Origin of the sequence: Kitasatospora sp. NPDC059973 (assembly GCF_042737525.1) — a bacterium.
Classification (GTDB): domain Bacteria; phylum Actinomycetota; class Actinomycetes; order Streptomycetales; family Streptomycetaceae; genus Kitasatospora.
Genome location: NZ_JBHWUI010000068.1, coordinates 1 through 17,608 on the forward strand (window position 1 = coordinate 1; position 17,608 = coordinate 17,608).

Below are 17,608 nucleotides of genomic sequence, written 5' to 3' on the forward strand. Positions count from 1 at the left end.
CCCGGGGGGGTGGGGGGGGGGGGGGGGGGCGGGTCCCCCCCCCCCCCCCGCCCCGGGATCGTGTTACTTGGTGAAGCCGATGTTCTCGTACAGGTAGTCCGAGAGGCCCGGGGCACCGAGGTTGGCGACCGACTTCTTCACACCGAAGATGGCGGGGCGCTGGTACAGGGTGACCAGGGCGGCGACCTTCCAGGCCTCGGCGTCGGCCTTGTTGATGGCCGCGAACTCGGTCTCGGGGGTCTGGGCGGCGGCGGCGTCGGCCATCGCCTGGTCCAGCTCGGGGCTGCCGACCTGGCTGTAGTTGGCGCCGCCGTCGGTCTTGAAGTTCGCGGTCGCGGAGCTGGCCGGGAACGGCGTGCCGATCAGCGAGAACGCCGTCATGTCGAAGTCGTACTTGTAGATGTACTTGTCGAAGAACTCGTTCGACGGGGCGGTGAAGATGTTCACCTTGACGCCGACCTGCTGCAGCATCTGGGTGAGCATCGAGCCCTCGTTGGTGGCGATGGTGACGCCGGCCGGGATGACGAACTTGAGGTTGAGCTCCTTGCCGTCCTTCTTGCGGACGTCGCCGTCCATCTTCCAGCCCGCCTCGTCGAGCATCTTCTTGGCGGCCTCGGGGTCGAACTTGCTCAGGCCGTCCGAGTTGTCCTTGTAGCCGTTCTGGTTCGGCACCAGGAAGTGGTTGTTCATCGCGGCGGCCGGCCAGCCCAGGCCGGTGAGGTCCGACTTGGCGATGGTCTCGCGGTCGATGGCCTTGAAGAGCGCCTGGCGGACCTTGGGGTCGGTCAGCATCGGGCTCTTGCCGTTGAGCATGAAGTGGCGGAAGTTCGGGCCGCCGGCCTCGCGGACCTCGCCGCCGGCGGTGGACTGGATCTGCTTGAAGCCGGACGCGTCCGGGCCGTTGTCGTAGAAGTCGATCTCGCCGTTCTGGAACGCCTGCGGCATGGTGTTGGTGTCCATGGCCTTGTAGACGATCTTGTCGAGCAGCGGCTTCTGGCCCCACCAGGCGGGGTCGGCGACGACGGTGACGGTCTTGGCGGTCTGGTCGATCTTGTCGAGCTTGAACGGGCCCGCCGAGGTCGGGATCTTGTCCACGTACGCGGTGTTGAAGACGTCCGGGGTGGCGACGTACTTGGCCGGGAACAGCGGCGCGTTGGCGGCGTTGTTGAACAGCGCCTGCCACTCGGAGAACGGCGACTTGAAGGTCATGATCGCCTGGTAGTCGTCGGCACCCTTGACGACGCTCTCGACCTGGTCGAAGCCGGTCGTCGAGGTGGCCTTGAACTCCGGGTTGGTGCCGTTCTGGGCCTTCCAGTTGGCTTCCAGGTCCTGCCAGGTGATCGGCGTGCCGTCGTTCCACTTGGCCTTCGGGTTGAGGGTCCAGGTGACGACCTGCTTGCCGTCCTTGGTCTCGGACTTGGCGTCGAGCAGGTAGTCCTTGTTCGGGGTCTGGGTGCCACCGGCGTCCGAGTGCCAGAAGGTCGGCATGAGCGCCTTCATGACGTCGGTCGTGGAGACCTCGTTGCCGTCCGCCTCCAGCGGGCTCCACTGGCTGGAGAGCTGGTCGATCGCCCAGTTGAGCGTGCCGCCCTGCTTCAGGTCGGCACGGTCCTTCTCGTTCATGGCCCGCTGGGTCATCTTCGGGGCCTCGGACTTGGCGGGAGCGGCGTCCCCTCCGGAGGAGCTGCTGGAGCAGGCGCTGAGGCAGAGCGAGGCGGTGGCGACGGTGGCGACCAGCGCGACCGGGATCCGGGTGTGCTTCAAGGGATTCCCCAGGGAGTGTGCGGAAGGGTGGATGGACCCAGCGGGCCGCCGGAGCGGAAGGTGCTGGAGGGTTGGCACTGCGGACTTGCGGGTGGGGCCGGACCGGGTTGTTCCGCCGGGCCCGGCCCCCTTTCGTGGGGGTCGGATCGTGGGGTCAGATCACTTCGAGGGCGGCGGCGAAGTGGCAGGCGGCGACGTGGTCGTCGGAGAGCCTGCTGTTGCCGGGGTCCTCGTCGCGGCAGCGCTGCTGCTCGGCCTCGCTCAGCGCCGGGTGCTTCGGGCAGCGGTTGCGGAACCGGCACCCGGTCGGCACGTTGGCCGGGCTGGGCAGGTCGCCGCTGAGCAGGATCCGGGTCCGCTCGCGTTCCCGGCGCGGGTCCGGGAGCGGGACGGCGGAGAGCAGCGCCTGCGTGTACGGGTGGGAGGGCGCGTCGAAGATGGACCGGGAGTCGCCCAGCTCGACGATCCGGCCCAGGTACATCACGGCGATCCGGTCGGCGATGTGCCGGACCACCGAGAGGTCGTGCGCGACGAACAGGTAGCTCAGACCGAGCTTCACCTTGAGCTCGTCCAGCAGGTTGAGCACGCCCGCCTGGATCGAGACGTCGAGGGCGGAGACCGGCTCGTCCAGGATGACGAGGCGGGGCTCCAGGGCGAGCGCGCGGGCGATCGAGATGCGCTGGCGCTGGCCGCCGGAGAACTCCTGCGGGTAGCGGTCGGCGTGGTCGGGGTTGAGGCCGACCATCTCCAGCAGCTCGGGGACGCGGGCGGCGATCCGCTCCTTGTCCCAGCGGTGCGTGCGCAGCGGCTCGGCCAGGATGTCACCGATCGGCATCCGGGCGTCCAGGGCCGCCATCGGGTCCTGGAACACGATCTGCATGTCCCGGCGCAGCGCCTTGCGGTCGGCCCGGCCGAGGCCGCGGACGTCCTTGCCGAACACGGTGACGGTGCCGGCCTGGCCGCTGGGCAGGTCCAGGATCTCCAGCAGGGTGGTGGTCTTGCCGCAGCCGGACTCGCCGACCAGGCCGAGCGTCTCGCCCTCGCGGATGTCCAGCGTGATGCCGTCCACCGCCTTGACCACGCCCACCTTGCGCTTGATCACGGCGCCCTGGGTGAGCTGGAAGTGCTTGGTCAGCCCGTCGATCTCCAGCACCTTGGGGCGCTGCTCGCGCGGCACGCTCTCCAGCGTGACGGCGGCCGGGAGTTCGGGCACGGGGTAGATGGTGGCGGGGTCCAGCGCGCCGGCCAGTTCGTGGCTGCGGTGGCAGGCGGTCGGGTGGGTGTTGCCCTCCTTGACCGACAGCGCCGGCTCCACCTCGCGGCAGCGCTCGACGGCGATCGGGCAGCGGGCCGCGAACGGGCAGCCCTCGGGCAGCTCGACCATCGACGGCGGGGTGCCCTCGATCGGGGTCAGGGCCCGGCGCCCGGTGTTGTCCAGCCGGGGGATCGAGCCCAGCAGGCCGATGGTGTACGGCATCCGCGGGCGGTAGTACACCTCGTCGACACCGCCGGACTCGACGGCCCGGCCCGCGTACATCACCTGGACGCGGTCGGCGAAGCCGGCGATCACGCCGAGGTCGTGGGTGATCATCACGATCGCCGCGCCGGTGACGTCCTGGGCCTTCTTCAGGACCTCCAGGACCTGTGCCTGGATGGTCACGTCGAGGGCGGTGGTGGGCTCGTCGGCGATGATCACCTTGGGGTCGTTGGCGATCGCCATGGCGATCATCGCGCGCTGGCGCATGCCGCCGGAGAACTCGTGCGGGAAGTTGTCCACCCGGCGCTTCGGGTCCGGAATGCCCACCACGTCCAGGAGTTCGACGGCCCGGGTGCGGGCCTGCTCCTTGGTCATGTCCTGGTGGATCCGCAGCGCCTCGACGATCTGGGTGCCGACCGAGTAGACCGGGGTGAGCGCGGACAGCGGGTCCTGGAAGACCATGCCGATGTCCTTGCCGCGGATCTTCGAGAGCTCGTTGTCGGACAGGCCGAGCAGCTCACGGCCGCCGAGCCGGACCGAACCGGAGACCTCCGCGGCTTCGGGCAGCAGCCCGAGCACGGCCATCGAGGAGACGGACTTGCCGGAGCCGGACTCGCCCACGATGCCGAGCACCTCGCCCGGGCGGACGGCGTAGGAGACGCCGCGGACGGCGCGGACCTCGCCGGCCTCGCTGGGGAAGGAGACCTGAAGGTCCGTCACTTCGAGTACGGGCTGCGGCTTGTCCAGCCGGGTGTCGGTCACCGGTCGGAGTCCTTCCTTGGTACCGGGGGTGCTGGTGTCGGGCTGCGGGGGCTGGAGCGCGTCCGTCATGACGAACTCACGACGTCCCGGGTGCCGCCGGGGAGCGTGGCGCCCCGGCGGGCGGCGTTGCGCTCGGCGAGGGCCCTGCGGCGGCGCCCCTTCGACTTCGCCCCGCCGGAGGTCGGGTCGAAGGCGTCGCGCAGACCGTCGCCGACGAACGCGACCGCGATGCCGATCAGCACCAGGCAGGTGGCCGGGAAGTAGAACAGCCACTGGAAGGTCGGCGCGTTGGTGGTGTTGTCGGCGATGATCGTGCCGAGCGAGACGTCCGGTGCCTGCACGCCGAAGCCGAAGAACGACAGGCCGCTCTCGCCGATGACCGCGGCACCGACCTGGATCACCGTGTCGATGATCAGCAGCGAGGCCATGTTCGGCAGGATGTGCCGGATGATGATGACCGGGCCGGGGACGCCCATGTACTTGGCGGCCTTCACGAACTCCCGGTCCTTCAGCGTCAGCGTCATGCTGCGGACCACCCGTGCGGTGATCATCCAGCTGAACGCCGCGAGCAGGACCACGAAGATCAGCCAGCTGAAGTTGCGGAAGATCGGCGACAGCACGGCGATGATCAGGAAGCTCGGCAGGACCAGCAGCAGGTCGACGAACCAGGTCAGGCCCTTGTCGATCCAGCGGCCGTAGTAGCCGGCGAAGGCGCCGACGAAGCCCGCGACCACGGTGCTGATGCCGCCCACCAGCAGGCCGATCACCAGCGACTTCTGCAGTCCGCGCATGGTCAGCGCGAAGAGGTCCTGGCCGCCCTGGTTGGTCCCCCACCAGTGGTTCCCGCCGGGCGGCGCGTTGAAGGCCAGGTAGTCGTGGAAGCGGTAGTCGTACTTGCTGAACGACGGCCCGGCGTACGCGGCCACGAACAGCACGACCAGGATGCCCAGGCCGACGAGGGCGAGCCTGTTGCGGGCGAAGCGGCGGGCGGTGAGCCGGCCCCGGCCGGTCCGCTTGCGGGCGGCGGCGGGGGACTTCGGGGCGCTGGCGGCCGGGGTCTGCGGGACACCGGCCGTGGCGGCGGCCAGGGCGGAGACCGCCTCGCCGCCGGCGGCGGAGGTGTTCGAGGGGGCGGGTTGGTCGGCGCTCATGTTCTCTCTCCTCTACGGGTGTTGGGGTGCTCGGCGGGGCGGGGTGCGTCAGCGCACCCGGACCCGGGGATCGAGCGCCGCGTAGAGCAGGTCGGACAGCAGACCGGCGATCAGCACCAGGCCGGCGGTGAACAGGGCCACCGCCGACGTGGTGTTGACGTCGTTGCGGGTGATGGAGTTGATCAGCAGCTCGCCCATGCCGTGCCAGCCGAAGGTCTTCTCGGTGAAGGTCGCACCGACGAACAGCAGCACGATGTTGAACACCAGCAGCGGCACCACCGGGAGGATCGCCGTGCGCAGGCCGTGCTTGACCAGGGCGGTGCGCCGGCGCAGGCCCTTGGCCCGGGCGGTGCGCAGGAAGTCGCTGCCGAGGACGTCGAGCATGGTGCTGCGCTGGTAGCGGCTGTACAGGGCGATCTGGATGAGGATCAGCGTCAGGCCGGGGAGCAGCATGTGCTCGGCCCGGTTGCCCAGGGCGGCGAAGTCCCAGCGGCCGGCGAACTCGGCGTCCGTCTCACCGGTGAAGTGGATGGTGCCGGCGCCCAGGAACTTGATCGTCAGCAGCTTCAGGAAGAGGCCGAGCACGAAGACGGGCATTGCGAGGACGAAGAACGAGGCCAGGGTCGTGAACCGGTCGAAGAACTTGTACTGCTTGATCGCGCCGATGGTGCCGAGCGCGACGCCGCCGACCGAGCCGACCAGGGTCGCCAGTAGCAGCAGCCGGGTGGAGACGCCGATCCGGCGGCCCACCTCGCTGTTGACCGGCGAGCCGTCGATCGACTTGCCCAGGTCCCCGTGGATCACACCGTTCGCCCAGGTGCCGAAGCGGCTGACGATCGGGGTGTCGGGGTTCATGTTGACGTCGTCGAGCGTCTTGCTGATGGTCGCCTTGGCCAACGGGGGGTTGCGGCCCTCGTAGTTCGCCTGCGGGTGCAGGCTGAGCCCCGCGACGAAGTACGAGAGAGAAGCCGCAAGTATGACGAGTATCAAATAGTTGGCCAACTTGCGGAGCATGTAGCGGCCCAAGGCGGTTCTCTCCCTCGTGCGGACCCGCGCCCACCGACGGAACAGGACTCCGGGGTCCGTGAGGACGGAGGACCGTGCGCGGACTGCCGTGGAGCGTCTTTGATGTCGGACGGATGGTCGGAAAGGTCGGCCGCCACTGTCAGGCGGCTCGGTTGCACATCTTGCTGACCGGGCGGAGGGCTGTCGACTGACGCTTTGTCAAAGGTTAGGTAAAGAAGGGTTCAGTCCTTTGGGTGGCAGCCCTCTTTGACCATGGCTTCCTCGGTCCGAGTCCCAGGCCACGAGGGGTTTTGCAGGCTCAGGGGCTCCCGGAACGCATGGTTCCACCGGTCGAAGTGTTTGTCCGGTTATGTTCGTGCATGTCCCGCCAGTGGCGAGGATTCGCCAACAAACGGACGCCGTGAGCTGCCTGATCGAGCAGTCATTTCACCGCCTCCCAGCTGTCACTCCGGCCCCACGGGACGGTGTCACGGGAGCGTCGGGACGGTTGCGGCACGGTGGTCTCCCGTCGACCTTAGTTGACGTGTGCGCGTCGGGCGCGATCATTTTCGGTCGACCGGGACGGGTGCCCTGGCGCGGCGCGCTCTGGCGCGCGGTGCATCGGTACGCGGTGCATTGGTGCGCGGTGGCTCTGGTGCGCGCTGTTCAGGTGCGGGGCCGCCGGTGGCCGCCGCGCAGGACCAGCGCGGGCGTCCCCTCGTCGTACGCCCCGCAGCCGGTGGCCGACCACGGCGACCACTGCTGCGGGATCGTGTAGTACGGCACCAGCACCGGACCGGTGCCCCGGCGCCGGGCCGGTGCCGGCAGCAGTGCGGGCAGCACGTCCGGGCTCTGCCCGGCCAGGATGGCGTTGCGGCAGGACGCGCAGGCCGGGCGCCGGTCCGCGGCGGCCTCCCGGGCGCCGACGGTCGGCCGGTGCCGGGCCTTGCGCGACGCCTTCCCGCCCTTGCCGCCCTTGCCGCCCTGAGCGGGCGGGACGGCCGGGCCGTGCAGCGGGTTGTAGAAGCAGCGGACCACCGGCGGCCGGCGCCGCCCGCCCGCGTGGGCGGTGTGCGCGGCGGCCAGCCGCTCGACCGCCTGGTCGACGAGGACCACGACGGCGGTCAGATCGGGCAGGTCGGTCTCGTCCGGCCGGGCGAGCGCCTCGTCGAGCAGCCGCCCGGCGGCGTCGTACGCCTCCAGCGCCCACAGGTAGTCGCGGCGCGTCACGGTCTCCTCGGGCGGCGGGCTCAGCTCGGCCGCCCGGAAGAGGTCCCCGGCCGCGGCGACCCGCTCGGCGGCGATGGCGGACAGCCGGTCGCGCAGCACCTGCCACTCGCGCAGGACGACCTCGCCGGCCTCCTTCGACTCCCGGCGGCCGGGCGGCCGGGACCGCCGCTCCTCGGACCGGAGCAGGTCGAGGAACCACCAGCGGCGCAGCATCTGGAACACCCCCGTCAGGACGTACGTCGCGCGGTCAGCCGCGGCGGCGCGAGACTCGGCTTCCCGCTGACCTCGCCGCGCGGCCGGGGCCCGGCACAGTCCGTGACGGCTCCACGGGCGCGGCGGCGGACGTCATGGCGGGACATGACGGCAGGGTACCGATGTCCGCCCCCACCGCACCGGCCTCGCACCCGATCTCGTGGAGGAGCCCCGGAGGCAGCGCCGTGCGGGCGGGTGTGCGCCGGAGGTCCGGGGCCCGGAACGGGGCCGGTGCGGGTGACCGAGGGGGCTCGGTCACCCGCACCGGGGGTGGGGTGTCGCCGGGGGTGTCGTGCTGCTTCACCCCGTGGTCAGGCTCAGTTGTCGCCCATGCTCCAGTTGCCGCACTGGAAGATGCTGAACGGGAAACAGATGTAGCCGCTGCCGGTCTGCTCCTCGCTGTCGAGCAGCTGCAGGGCGTTGACGTCCTCGGTCATGGTGTTCTCCTTCTGTGGAGGGGGAGTTGTCACATGTCGTTGATGCTCCAGTTGCCGCACTGGAAGATGCTGAACGGGAAGCAGATGTAGCCGGTGGTGGCCTGCTCCTCGCTGTCGAGCAGCTGCAGGGCGTTGACGTCCTCGGTCATGGTGGTCACCTCCCTTCGGCCGGGTCGGGGGCGGGGAGCCAGAGGCGCGGTCCGCCGTGGTGGAGCCGTACCAGCAGGCCGAGGGGCCCGCCGAGTCCGGTGTTGTAACCGACGCCCACCCTGGTCAGGGTGTCGTCGGGGATCAGGAGCAGCCCGTCGTGGACGACGTGGCGTGCGTGGGCGCAGGCGAGGAGTTCCTCGGCGCGGCGCCGGTGGAGGGGCTCGTCGAGGGCGTCGGCGAGGTCGAGGAGGAACTCGGCGTTGCCCGCGAGGCCGTGGCAGGCGGCCGGTGAGCTCTGCCACCGCCAGCGGTACACCTCGGCCGCGGCCTGTTCGGCCGTCTCGCGGTAGCGCGGGTCCCCGGTGGCCTGCCAGAGCCGGATCAGGAAGGTGCCGATGCCGGAGGCGCCGCTGCACCAGTGGGGCGCGTGGGCGGGGGCGTCGGCGCCGCGGTCCTCGACCGGCCAGGCGGCGGCGCCGTCGCGGACCCGTGCGGTGGCGAGCAGCGTCTCGGCGGCGACCCGGGCGGCGTGGACGAAGTCCTCCCGTTCGGCGGCGAGTCCGGCGAGGAGCAGGAAGGTCGCGACGCCGGCGACGCCGTGGGCGAAGCCGAGGTGGGTGATGCCCGCGAGTTCGGAGTCGAAGTCGGCCGGGACGGGCCACACCACACCGGAGCGGCCCTGCGCGGCGGTGGTCAGCAGGTGTTCGGCGGCGGTCACCGCGCGTCGGCGGAACTCCTCGTCGCCGGTGGTCCGCCAGAAGTGGAGCTGGGTCAGGCCGGCGCCGGCCACGCCGTGGCAGACGTCGGGGTTGGGCCACCGCAGCGGGACGGCGCGGGCCAGCTGGGCGGCGTGTGCGGCGAGCCCGTCGTCGCCGAGCAGCCGGCCCGCGTCCAGCAGTGCCCAGGCGGTGCCGGAGCGGCCGAAGTGCAGTCCGGGCAGCAGCTGTCCGCCGGTCCCGGCCCGGGCGGCGATCCACTGCGCCGCCTCGGAGACGGTGGCCCGCAGCCGCGGGTCGGCGCGGTGGGCGGCGGCCGCGGTGAGGACGGACAGGACGCCGGCCGCACCGTGCTGCACGTTCAGCGGGTCGGTCCCCTCGCCGGAGGGGCCGGCGGGCCAGAGCCGTACCGGGTCCTGCGGGGTCATGGTGTCCATCAGATGGGTCAGCCCGTCGGCGAGCAGCCGTCGCGCGGTCCGGTCGTCCAGGACGGCGCCGCTCCCCGGGGCGGCCGCGGTGGCGGCGGGCAGCGCGGCGAGCGCCGCGCGGGCCTTCGCCAGGCTCCACCGGTCGTTCCGGTCCTCGGCCATGAGCCCGAGGACGAGCGGGCGGAGGTCGGTGAGGTCCGGGCGGTCGGCGAGCGCGGTGGCGAGCAGGGCGGCGGTCCGTTCGTCCCGGCCGCGGGCCGCCCCGCGGTCCGGGGCGAGCGCCGGGTCGGTACCGGTCAGCAGGTGGAACAGCACGGCGCCGAGGCTGTAGAGGTCGGACTCCGGCGCGGGGGCGGGTCCGCTCGGTGCGCCGTCGACGACCTCGGGCGCGCCGAAGCCCGGGGTGTGCAGGCGCAGGACGTGGTCCCCGGGGCGGGCGAGGGACTCCAGGTCGATCAGGCGGACCTCGCCGTCCGGGGTGACCATCAGGTTGTTGGGATTGAAGTCCCGCAGGACCAGGCCGAGTTCGTGGACGGCCGCGACGACGTCCAGCAGCTGCCCGGCCAGGTCGAGCACCGGGGCCCGGTCGGGGCGCAGCCGCTCGGACACCCAGGCGCGCAGGGTGCGCCCGGCGACGAGCTCCTCCACGAGGTACCGGTTGCCGCCCTGGCCGAAGACCTCCACGACCCGCGGACATCGGCCGAGCGGTGCGAGCAGGGCGTGCATGGCGGCCTCGTGGTCGAGCAGGTCGCCGGCGTCGGTGCCTTCGAGGACGGCCCCGACGTGCCGGCGGGCCTCCTTGACGACGACCTCCCGGCCGGTCCGCCGGTCGGTGGCGAGGAAGACGCCGCCCTTGTAGGCGTGCCGGATCGCCTTGTGCACGACGTAGCGGTTGTTCAGCAGCACGCTCGTCCCGGGGGCGGCCGGGGGAGTGTCGGGGAGCGGGAGCGGCGAGGCGGCCCAGGCGGGCGGGGTGAACCCGGCCATGCGCCGGTCGCGGACGAAGGTCCCGTCCGGCGCCTGCAGCATGGGTTCGACCGAACCGTCGTTGGTGAGCCGGGGGGAGCCACGGAAGGCCCCGTAGCGGTAGTGGACCGGGCTGTCCGGCCGGTACCGGCGGTCGGAGAGGATGCCCGGCCCCGGCAGGTGCGCGGTGGCCCGGTGCAGTTCCTCGGCGAGCCGGCGGAAGTGGTCGTCGTCGTCCGGGTAGACGGTGATGAACTTCCCGCCGCCGCCCCGGTCGTAGCGGGCGGAGACGAGTTCCGTCAGCCGGCCGGGTGTACCGGCGCACTTGAACGGGGCCCGGGCGGCGACGAGCACTTCGGCGGCCCGGGTCAGCACCGTCGGGGCGGAGAGCGGGGTGGCGGACACGTGCAGCTTCCAGCCCTGCCGGCGGCCGGGGCCGGCGTCGTCCGGCCGGACGTGGCACCAGAAGTCCCCGGGAGTGACGGTCCAGCCCCGCGCGCCCTGACGGCGCAGCACCGCCCCGATCAGGTCGGGGTAGAACGTGGCGTACGGATCCGCCGAGCCCTGACCCGCCGTCTGCCCCTCTGCCATCGTTCTTCCTTCGTCCGTGGAGCCCTGCCGGAGCCGGTCGGCCTCCGAGCGCATCGCTGATCCTGGCGGCGCGGGGACATCCGGTTCATGGGGGACGACCACGTATCTTCCGGCCGTGAACCCCCATGGGGCCGGTCGACGGCTCGCCGAACGGTCCGACCTCGGGCCGGGTCCGGTGGGTCCGCCGGGGTGCGTGGTGCCGTAACGGCTCCGTCGGCCGCCACGGCCGGCGGGCGGGGGCGGGTTGACGTGCCCGTTCCCGGGGCGGAGCGGGAATCGCGCGCAGGTTCGGAAACTGTCGGCCGGCGAGGCGAGGAGTGGGTTGTTCCCGTACCGGGGGGCCGGTTCCGGTCCTGCCCCGGCCTGATCGGCCGTTGAGCCGTACCCGGGGGCGGCCGAGACGCCGGCCGGGGAGCCCGGACGGGCCGGGAGATGCCCGGCCCGGCGCGGTGCGCCGTCGGGCCTGTCGAGGCTCCCGGCGCCCGCCCCGCGCGACGAACCGCCCGTGCGGCCCGTCCGCGCGGGGCGGGAGCCCGGTAGCTCCGGGAGAGGAGTCCCCCGACCCGCGGGGGTGGCGGAGCCGTCCTCGGCACCGCGGGGGGGCACCGATCCTCCGGTCACCCGTGCGTGCCGTCGGCTAGAGGCGTGTCGCGGTGCGGACGAGGTCGGCGACGGCTCTGGATCTGCTGTGCGGTGGCCAGGCGATGACGGTCGTGACCGCCGGTGCGTCCGGCACCGGCACCGTCGCGTGATCGTCGCGCAGGTGGGCGCGGAGGGACTCGGGCACGACCGCGCAGGCCCGTCCGAGCGCGATCAGCTGGAACAGCTGGGTGTGGTCGCGCACCTGTGGGCCGGGTCCGTCCCGATAGCCCCCGCCCCGTCGGGGCCAGCGTGGCAGGGGCAGGTCCGTCAGGGTGGTGACCTCGGCCATCGACAGGTGGGGGCGGCCGGCCAACGGGTGCCCCGCGGGCAGGACCACGACCTGCTGTTCGCTGTGCAGGACCTCGGTGTCCAGCCCGGCCGTCGTGTCGAAGGGCCGCTGGAGCAGGGCGACGTCGGCACGCCCGTCGCGCAGCAGCCCTTCCTGCTCGCCGGGCCCGCACAGCATCACCTCGACGGCCACCGCGCCGGGCTCGGCGGCGTAGGCGGCCAGCAGCTTCGACAACAGTTCACTGGACGCACCGGCTTTCGTGGCCAGCACCACACCGGGCAGGTCGGCAGCTGCGCGGCGGGTGCGGCGCTCGGCGGCCTCGACCGCGTCGAGAGCGGTCCGGGCCTCCCGCAGGAGTACCGACCCGGCCTCGGTCAAGGCGACCGCGCGGGCGGTGCGGTGCAGCAGGACCACTCCGAGCCGCCGCTCCAGCTGCTGGATCGCCCGCGACAGCGGCGGCTGCGCCATGGCGAGCCGCTGCGCCGCCCGCCCGAAGTGCAACTCCTCGGCGACGGCGACGAAGTACCGTAGCTCCCGCGTCTCCACCGCGGCATCGTATCCGGGGCTCACCACGAGCGATATCCGTGGGGTATCGCCGCCCACCCAGTCGGTCTTGGACGTCCCACCCGGGTCCGCACCACGCTTGACGGCATGAGAGAACAGACGATCGCGCTGGTGACCGGTGCGAACAAGGGAATCGGATTCGAGATCGCGGCGGGCCTGGGCGCCCTGGGCTGGCGGATCGGCGTGGGCGCGCGGGACCGACAGCGCCGCGACACCGCGGTGGAGAAGCTGCGCGCAGTCGGGGCCGACGCGTTCGGCGTTCCGCTCGACGTGGCGGACGACGCGAGCGTGGCCGCCGCGGCCGAGCTGATCGCCGACCGTGCCGGAGGGCTCGACGTCCTGGTCAACAACGCGGCGATCACCGGCGTCATGCCGCAGACGCCCAGCACGGTCGATCCCGCGACCGTGCGCGTCGTCGTGGAGACCAACGTGATCGGGGTCATCCGCGTCACCAACGCGATGCTGCCCATGCTGCGCCGCTCGGCATCGCCGCGGATCGTGAACATGTCCAGCAGCGTCGGCTCGCTCACCCTGCAGACCACACCCGGCATCGACATGGGCCCGGTCCCCGCCGCGTACCTGGCGTCCAAGACCTTCCTCAACGCCGTCACCGTCCAGTACGCCAGGGAACTGAGCGACACCGGCATCCTGATCAACTCGGGCTGTCCCGGCTTCACCGCCACCGACCTCAACGGCTTCCGGGGCGTCCGCACGCCCCAGCAGGGCGCGGCGATCGCGATCCACCTCGCGACCCTGCCCGACGACGGACCGACCGGCGGATTCTTCGACGACGGCGGAACAGTGCCCTGGTAACAGACGCTCCGGCCCCAGGGCCTGGGTGGCGCGGTGAGCGGTCCGCCGGGTTCTGCCCCCGTATCCGGGGCAGAACCGAAGGCCTGTCGGATGTGACGGGCAGCCAACTCGCCGAACGGCAGCGGGTTCTGACCGAGCCCTGCCCGCAGCCCTCCCTGACGTGCGCGAGCGCCTGCCCGATGGCCGCCGACCCACCGGTGCGGCCGGCCCGATCGTCGGCGGTCGGCGCACTCGAATCGGCCAACGTCGGGGGAGATCCGGCTGAGGTCCCGCCGCCGGCCGCACCGATTGCCGTACCGTGACCGGCAGCGAAGTGGAGGACCCTTTGAGCGCCCAGCCCGACCACCTTCCCGCCGCGCCGGCGGCTCCGGCGCCGCGTGCCGCCGCCCGACTGCTCGCCCGTATCCACGCCGAGCCGCCCGAGCGGGCAGCCAGGTGGCTGCCGGCGTTCGAACGGGACTGGGCCAAGGCGCTCGACGACTCGCGGCAGACCTACGACCTCTCCCCGCTGCACCACGTGGTCCGGACCTGGCGGGTCCGTCTGGACAGCGCACCGGTGGTCGACGCGTTCGTCGCCACCGGCCCGGACGACGAGGACGGGATCGACCTCGCCGAACTCACCGGGACGGACCGGTGAGCGACCGCGTCTGGCCGGCCCGACTGTCCCCGCAGGCGGTCAAGACCTTCGTCGACCTCCCCCCACACGCCCAGCGGACGGTCCGCGACCTGCTCGACATCGCCTCCCGCACCCCCTGGGGGTGGCCGCAGTGGGACGCCACCGACCTCGAAGGCGAAGACGTCCGCTGCGCCTCCGTCGGCCAGCTCAGCCTCGTCTACCTGGTGAACCGCCTGGCCGGGCGCCTGCACGTCATCGACATCGTCTGGCTCGGCTGACCTCCGCGGAGCCGGCCGACCTTCACGGCGGGGGTTGACCCTCACGGCGGCGGTCGACCCTCACGGCGACGGCGGCCCGAACGGGCCGCGCCCGACGGTCGCTCTGGACAACGGTCGCTCTGGACGACGGTCGGCGACGCTCCGGTCCTCCGGACGGTGGCCGGCCGTGGCTCCGTGGACGGTCGGGCAGCCCAGGCCGACGGACCAGAACGACGGCATCCGTCGAACCGAAGTGGCGCAACCCCTCGTTCCCCGTGGTGTAGAGGGAACGGCCGTGGAGCACCGTTCCCGACGTTCCGTCCCCCGAAGGAGCCCGCCGCCATGGGAAATCACCGCAAACCCAGCCGTCCGAGCCGGGCCCGTCTCGCTGTCCTCACCACGGCCGTGGCCGGCGGCGCGGTGCTCGCCGCCGGGACGGCGCACGCCGAGCCGGCGCCCACCCTCGCCTCCGTCAAGGAGCAGGTGGACAGGCTCAACGGGGAGGCCGAGCAGGCCATCGAGCGTTACAACGGGTTCCAGGAGAAGCGGCAGTCGCTCCAGGCCGACGCCAACCGCATCCAGGACAAGGTCGCCCGCGGCCAGGACTCGCTCAACGAACTGCGCACCTCGCTCGGCGCGGTGGCCGGTGAGCAGTACCGCAGCAACGGCATCGGCCCGGGCGTCCAGCTGATGCTCGACTCCGACCCGGCCGGCTACCTGGAGCGGGCGGCCGTGCAGAACCAGGTCGCCGACAGCCAGGCCGCGTTGCTGAAGCAGGCCCGCGACGCGCAGCGCAAGCTCGACCAGGACCGCGCCGAGGCCACCGCGATGCTCGCCCGACTCGACGCCGCGGGAGCGTCGCTGGGCGAGGAGAAGAAGCAGATCCAGGCCAAGCTCGCCGAGGCCGAGGCCCTGCTCAACAAGCTCAGCGCCGAGGACCGGGCCAGGATCAACGCCCAGGAGAGCGCCGAGAAGGCCAAGGCCGCCGCCCAGCAGGCCGCTGCGGCCGACCGCGCCGCGCGCGCTGCCGAGCGGCCCGCGCAGGGCGCCGCCACGGCACCCGCGACGCGCCCGGCCGCCGGAGCCACCCCGGCGGGAGCCGCCCCCGCCGGAGCCCCTGCCGGAACCCCCGCCGAAGCCCCTGCCGGAGCCGCCGCCGGACCCGCTCCGGCGAGCGCGGGCGGCCGGGCCGCCGACGTCGTCAGGTTCGCCACCGCCCAGCTCGGCAAGCCCTACGAGTGGAGCTCCACGGGACCGAACTCCTTCGACTGCTCCGGCCTCACCGGCGCCGCCTACCGCGCGGCCGGCGTCAAGCTCCCCCGGATATCCCAGGACCAGTGGAAGTCCGGCCCGCACGTCGCCCGGGGCGACCTCCAGCCCGGTGACCTCGTCTTCTTCTATGACGACATCCACCACGTGGGCCTCTACATCGGCGACGGCAAGATGATCCACGCTCCGCGCAAGGGGAAGAACGTCGAGGTCCTCCCGATCAGCGTGATGCCGTACATGGGCGCGGTGCGCCCGGCCTGAGCCGCGCCGGCCGGGACGGCCGTGCCTCGGTACCGCCCCTGGCGCCACGGGCCGGCCGCCCGCGGGCAACGCCGTAGCGAGGCGCTGCCCCGGCGGGTGGCCGTCGGCGCGCTCCTCGGGGAGGGCAGCGGGGCCACGGCGAAGCCGTGTCCGCACCGACGGGCAGGACCGCCGGAGGAACGGGCCCGTCCCGCAGCAACCGACAGCCCCGTGTGATGATCACCCGAGGGGACGACGCCGGCCCGGCCGTGCGTTGCGCCCGGGGGTCCGGGGGTCCGGCGACGGCGTGCCGCCGGGCCCCGTCCGGTCGAAACCCCGGCGCGCCGGGTTCGTCCACGGCCGGTCCGCCCGGGCCGGAAGCTAGGTTCGGCACCGTGACGGGCAACGACGCGGTCCTGGCCCTGGTGGTCACCACCGCGCTGGGTTTCGACTTCACCAACGGATTCCACGACACCGGCAACGCCATGGCGACCTCGATCGTCACCGGCGCCTTACGTCCACGCGCGGCGGTCGCCCTCTCGGCGGCGCTGAACCTGGTCGGCGCGTTCCTGTCGACCGCCGTCGCGGCGACCATCGCGAGCGGTCTGGTCGACAGCGCCGACGTGACCCTGGTGGTGGTCTTCGCGGGACTGGCCGGCAGCATCCTGTGGAACCTGACCACCTGGTACCTCGGCATCCCCTCCAGTTCCTCGCACGCGCTCATCGGCGGCGTGGTCGGGGCGACGATGGCGGCGGCCGGGGTCTCGGCCGTCAAGTGGCAGGGGCTGGTCTCCAAGGTGATCGTGCCCGCCACCCTGTCGCCGTTCATCGCCGGGACGGTCGCGGTGGTCGGCACCCACCTCGTCTACCGGCTCACCCGCGACGTCTCCCACGGCCCGCGCGACCACGGCTTCCGGATCGGCCAGATCGGTTCGGCCTCGATGGTCTCGCTCGCCCACGGCACCAACGACGCGCAGAAGACCATGGGCGTCATCACCCTGGCCCTGATCGCCAACGGCACCCTCCAGGCCGGCGCCACCTCCCCGACCTGGGTGATCACCTCCTGCGCGATGGCGATCGCCCTGGGCACCTACCTCGGCGGCTGGCGGGTCATCCGGATGCTGGGCAAGGGACTCATCGAGATCGAGTCGCCGCAGGGCATGGCCGCCGAGTCGGCCTCGGCGGCGGTGATCCTCTCCTCCACCGACTTCGGCTACTCGCTGTCCACCACCCACGTGGCCACCGGGTCGATCCTGGGCGCCGGGGTCGGCCGCAAGGGTGCCGTGGTGCGCTGGAACACCGCCCGCCGCATGGCGGTGGCCTGGCTGCTCACCCTGCCGGCCTCCGCGACGGTCGGCGCCGCGACCTACTGGGCCGCCCACGGGATCGGCGGGACCATCGGCGTCGTAGTGATCTTCATCGTGCTGGTCCTGGCCTCGATCGCCTTCTTCGCGGCCTCCCGCCGGCCGGCCGTGGCGGTGACGCCGGAGAACGTCAACGAAGCCTGGACCGGTTCGCTGGTCCCGGCCCCGGACGCCGGCGAGGTGGCCTCGTGAACTCCTGGATCAACCTCGACGCACTGTGGGGGATCGTCGTGGTGGGCCTCGTCGCCGGAGCCGGCCTGCCGGCCCTGTTCGCCCTCGGCCTGCGCGCCCTCAACCCGTCGGCCCGCCCCGCCGGGCGGTCTGCCGTGACCGGCCCCCCGGCCGCCGTCGGACCGGTCGGCTACGCAGTGGCCGTACTCTGCTTCGCCACCGTGCTCGCCGCGATCGCCTGGGGCATCTTCGTCATCGTCAACCACAGCTGAACGGCCGCGCCGCGGGCGAGGGAGCGTCACCCCGCCGCCGGGGCCCGCGCGGTGAGGGACCAGGGGGCGGCCCACAACGGAAGGACCTCGACGGTGGCACGGGCGTCGCGCCGGTGCCCGTCGGCGCCGCGCCCCGGGCCGACGGAGGGACAACGGGGACGGGTGCCGGCCGGCTGACGGGC

15 protein-coding genes are annotated in these 17,608 nt (G+C 72.6%); 6 read left to right on the top strand and 9 right to left on the bottom strand.

All coding sequences use genetic code 11. The features are described 5' to 3' along the window. Positions 1-63: 63 nt before the first annotated feature. The 9 genes from ACFWA9_RS19790 to ACFWA9_RS19830 all read right to left on the bottom strand — a co-directional run bounded on the left by ACFWA9_RS19790 (position 64) and on the right by ACFWA9_RS19830 (position 12,406). The gene (locus tag ACFWA9_RS19790; RefSeq protein ID WP_352297086.1) at positions 64-1,764 is read right to left on the bottom strand and encodes an ABC transporter family substrate-binding protein; all 1,701 of its coding nucleotides are present in this window, start codon (positions 1,762-1,764) and stop codon (positions 64-66) included. Between the two features lie 154 nt (positions 1,765-1,918). Beyond that, positions 1,919-4,072, bottom strand: a complete 2,154-nt coding sequence (locus tag ACFWA9_RS19795) for an ABC transporter ATP-binding protein (RefSeq protein WP_352297084.1) — start codon at positions 4,070-4,072, stop codon at positions 1,919-1,921. Continuing rightward, positions 4,069-5,154: an ABC transporter permease gene (locus ACFWA9_RS19800; protein ID WP_380388542.1), complete on the bottom strand. Its 1,086-nt coding sequence runs from the start codon at positions 5,152-5,154 to the stop codon at positions 4,069-4,071. Before ACFWA9_RS19800 ends, ACFWA9_RS19795 begins: the two co-directional genes overlap by 4 nt. Positions 5,155-5,202: 48 nt before the next feature. Further along, entirely contained in the window at positions 5,203-6,156 is a 954-nt protein-coding gene (locus ACFWA9_RS19805) for an ABC transporter permease (protein WP_352297078.1), read from the bottom strand. Between the two features lie 669 nt (positions 6,157-6,825). Next, positions 6,826-7,611 (bottom strand): hypothetical protein, encoded by a 786-nt coding sequence (locus ACFWA9_RS19810; protein ID WP_352297075.1) that lies wholly within the window; start codon positions 7,609-7,611, stop codon positions 6,826-6,828. A gap of 347 nt (positions 7,612-7,958) precedes the next feature. Continuing rightward, positions 7,959-8,078: an ALQxL family class IV lanthipeptide gene (locus tag ACFWA9_RS19815; protein ID WP_352297073.1), complete on the bottom strand. Its 120-nt coding sequence runs from the start codon at positions 8,076-8,078 to the stop codon at positions 7,959-7,961. A gap of 29 nt (positions 8,079-8,107) precedes the next feature. Further along, on the bottom strand, positions 8,108-8,227 hold the full coding sequence (locus ACFWA9_RS19820) for an ALQxL family class IV lanthipeptide (RefSeq protein WP_352297070.1): 120 nt from the start codon (positions 8,225-8,227) through the stop codon (positions 8,108-8,110). A gap of 5 nt (positions 8,228-8,232) precedes the next feature. Beyond that, the gene (gene lanL, locus ACFWA9_RS19825) at positions 8,233-10,929 is read right to left on the bottom strand and encodes a class IV lanthionine synthetase LanL (protein ID WP_380388545.1); all 2,697 of its coding nucleotides are present in this window, start codon (positions 10,927-10,929) and stop codon (positions 8,233-8,235) included. Between the two features lie 637 nt (positions 10,930-11,566). Then, positions 11,567-12,406: a LysR family transcriptional regulator gene (locus ACFWA9_RS19830; RefSeq protein ID WP_380388547.1), complete on the bottom strand. Its 840-nt coding sequence runs from the start codon at positions 12,404-12,406 to the stop codon at positions 11,567-11,569. Positions 12,407-12,511: 105 nt separating this feature from the next. On the opposite strand from ACFWA9_RS19830, the gene ACFWA9_RS19835 reads away from it, so the two are divergent. From ACFWA9_RS19835 to ACFWA9_RS19860, 6 genes are all read left to right on the top strand, one after another. Beyond that, positions 12,512-13,237, top strand: coding sequence for an SDR family NAD(P)-dependent oxidoreductase (locus ACFWA9_RS19835; RefSeq protein ID WP_380388549.1), 726 nt, complete (start codon positions 12,512-12,514; stop codon positions 13,235-13,237). Between the two features lie 325 nt (positions 13,238-13,562). Next, the gene (locus ACFWA9_RS19840) at positions 13,563-13,874 is read left to right on the top strand and encodes a DUF6247 family protein (protein ID WP_352297059.1); all 312 of its coding nucleotides are present in this window, start codon (positions 13,563-13,565) and stop codon (positions 13,872-13,874) included. Then, positions 13,871-14,131 carry a hypothetical protein gene (locus ACFWA9_RS19845; RefSeq protein WP_352297056.1) on the top strand — a complete coding sequence of 87 codons (261 nt, stop codon included), beginning with the start codon at positions 13,871-13,873 and terminating at the stop codon, positions 14,129-14,131. Before ACFWA9_RS19840 ends, ACFWA9_RS19845 begins: the two co-directional genes overlap by 4 nt. Positions 14,132-14,452: 321 nt before the next feature. After that, positions 14,453-15,640: an NlpC/P60 family protein gene (locus ACFWA9_RS19850; RefSeq protein ID WP_380388551.1), complete on the top strand. Its 1,188-nt coding sequence runs from the start codon at positions 14,453-14,455 to the stop codon at positions 15,638-15,640. A 374-nt stretch (positions 15,641-16,014) separates the two neighbouring features. Beyond that, complete coding sequence (locus tag ACFWA9_RS19855) at positions 16,015-17,175, top strand: anion permease (protein WP_380388553.1); 1,161 nt, start codon at positions 16,015-16,017, stop codon at positions 17,173-17,175. Next, on the top strand, positions 17,172-17,426 hold the full coding sequence (locus ACFWA9_RS19860) for a hypothetical protein (RefSeq protein WP_329491630.1): 255 nt from the start codon (positions 17,172-17,174) through the stop codon (positions 17,424-17,426). Before ACFWA9_RS19855 ends, ACFWA9_RS19860 begins: the two co-directional genes overlap by 4 nt. Positions 17,427-17,608: the final 182 nt, after the last annotated feature.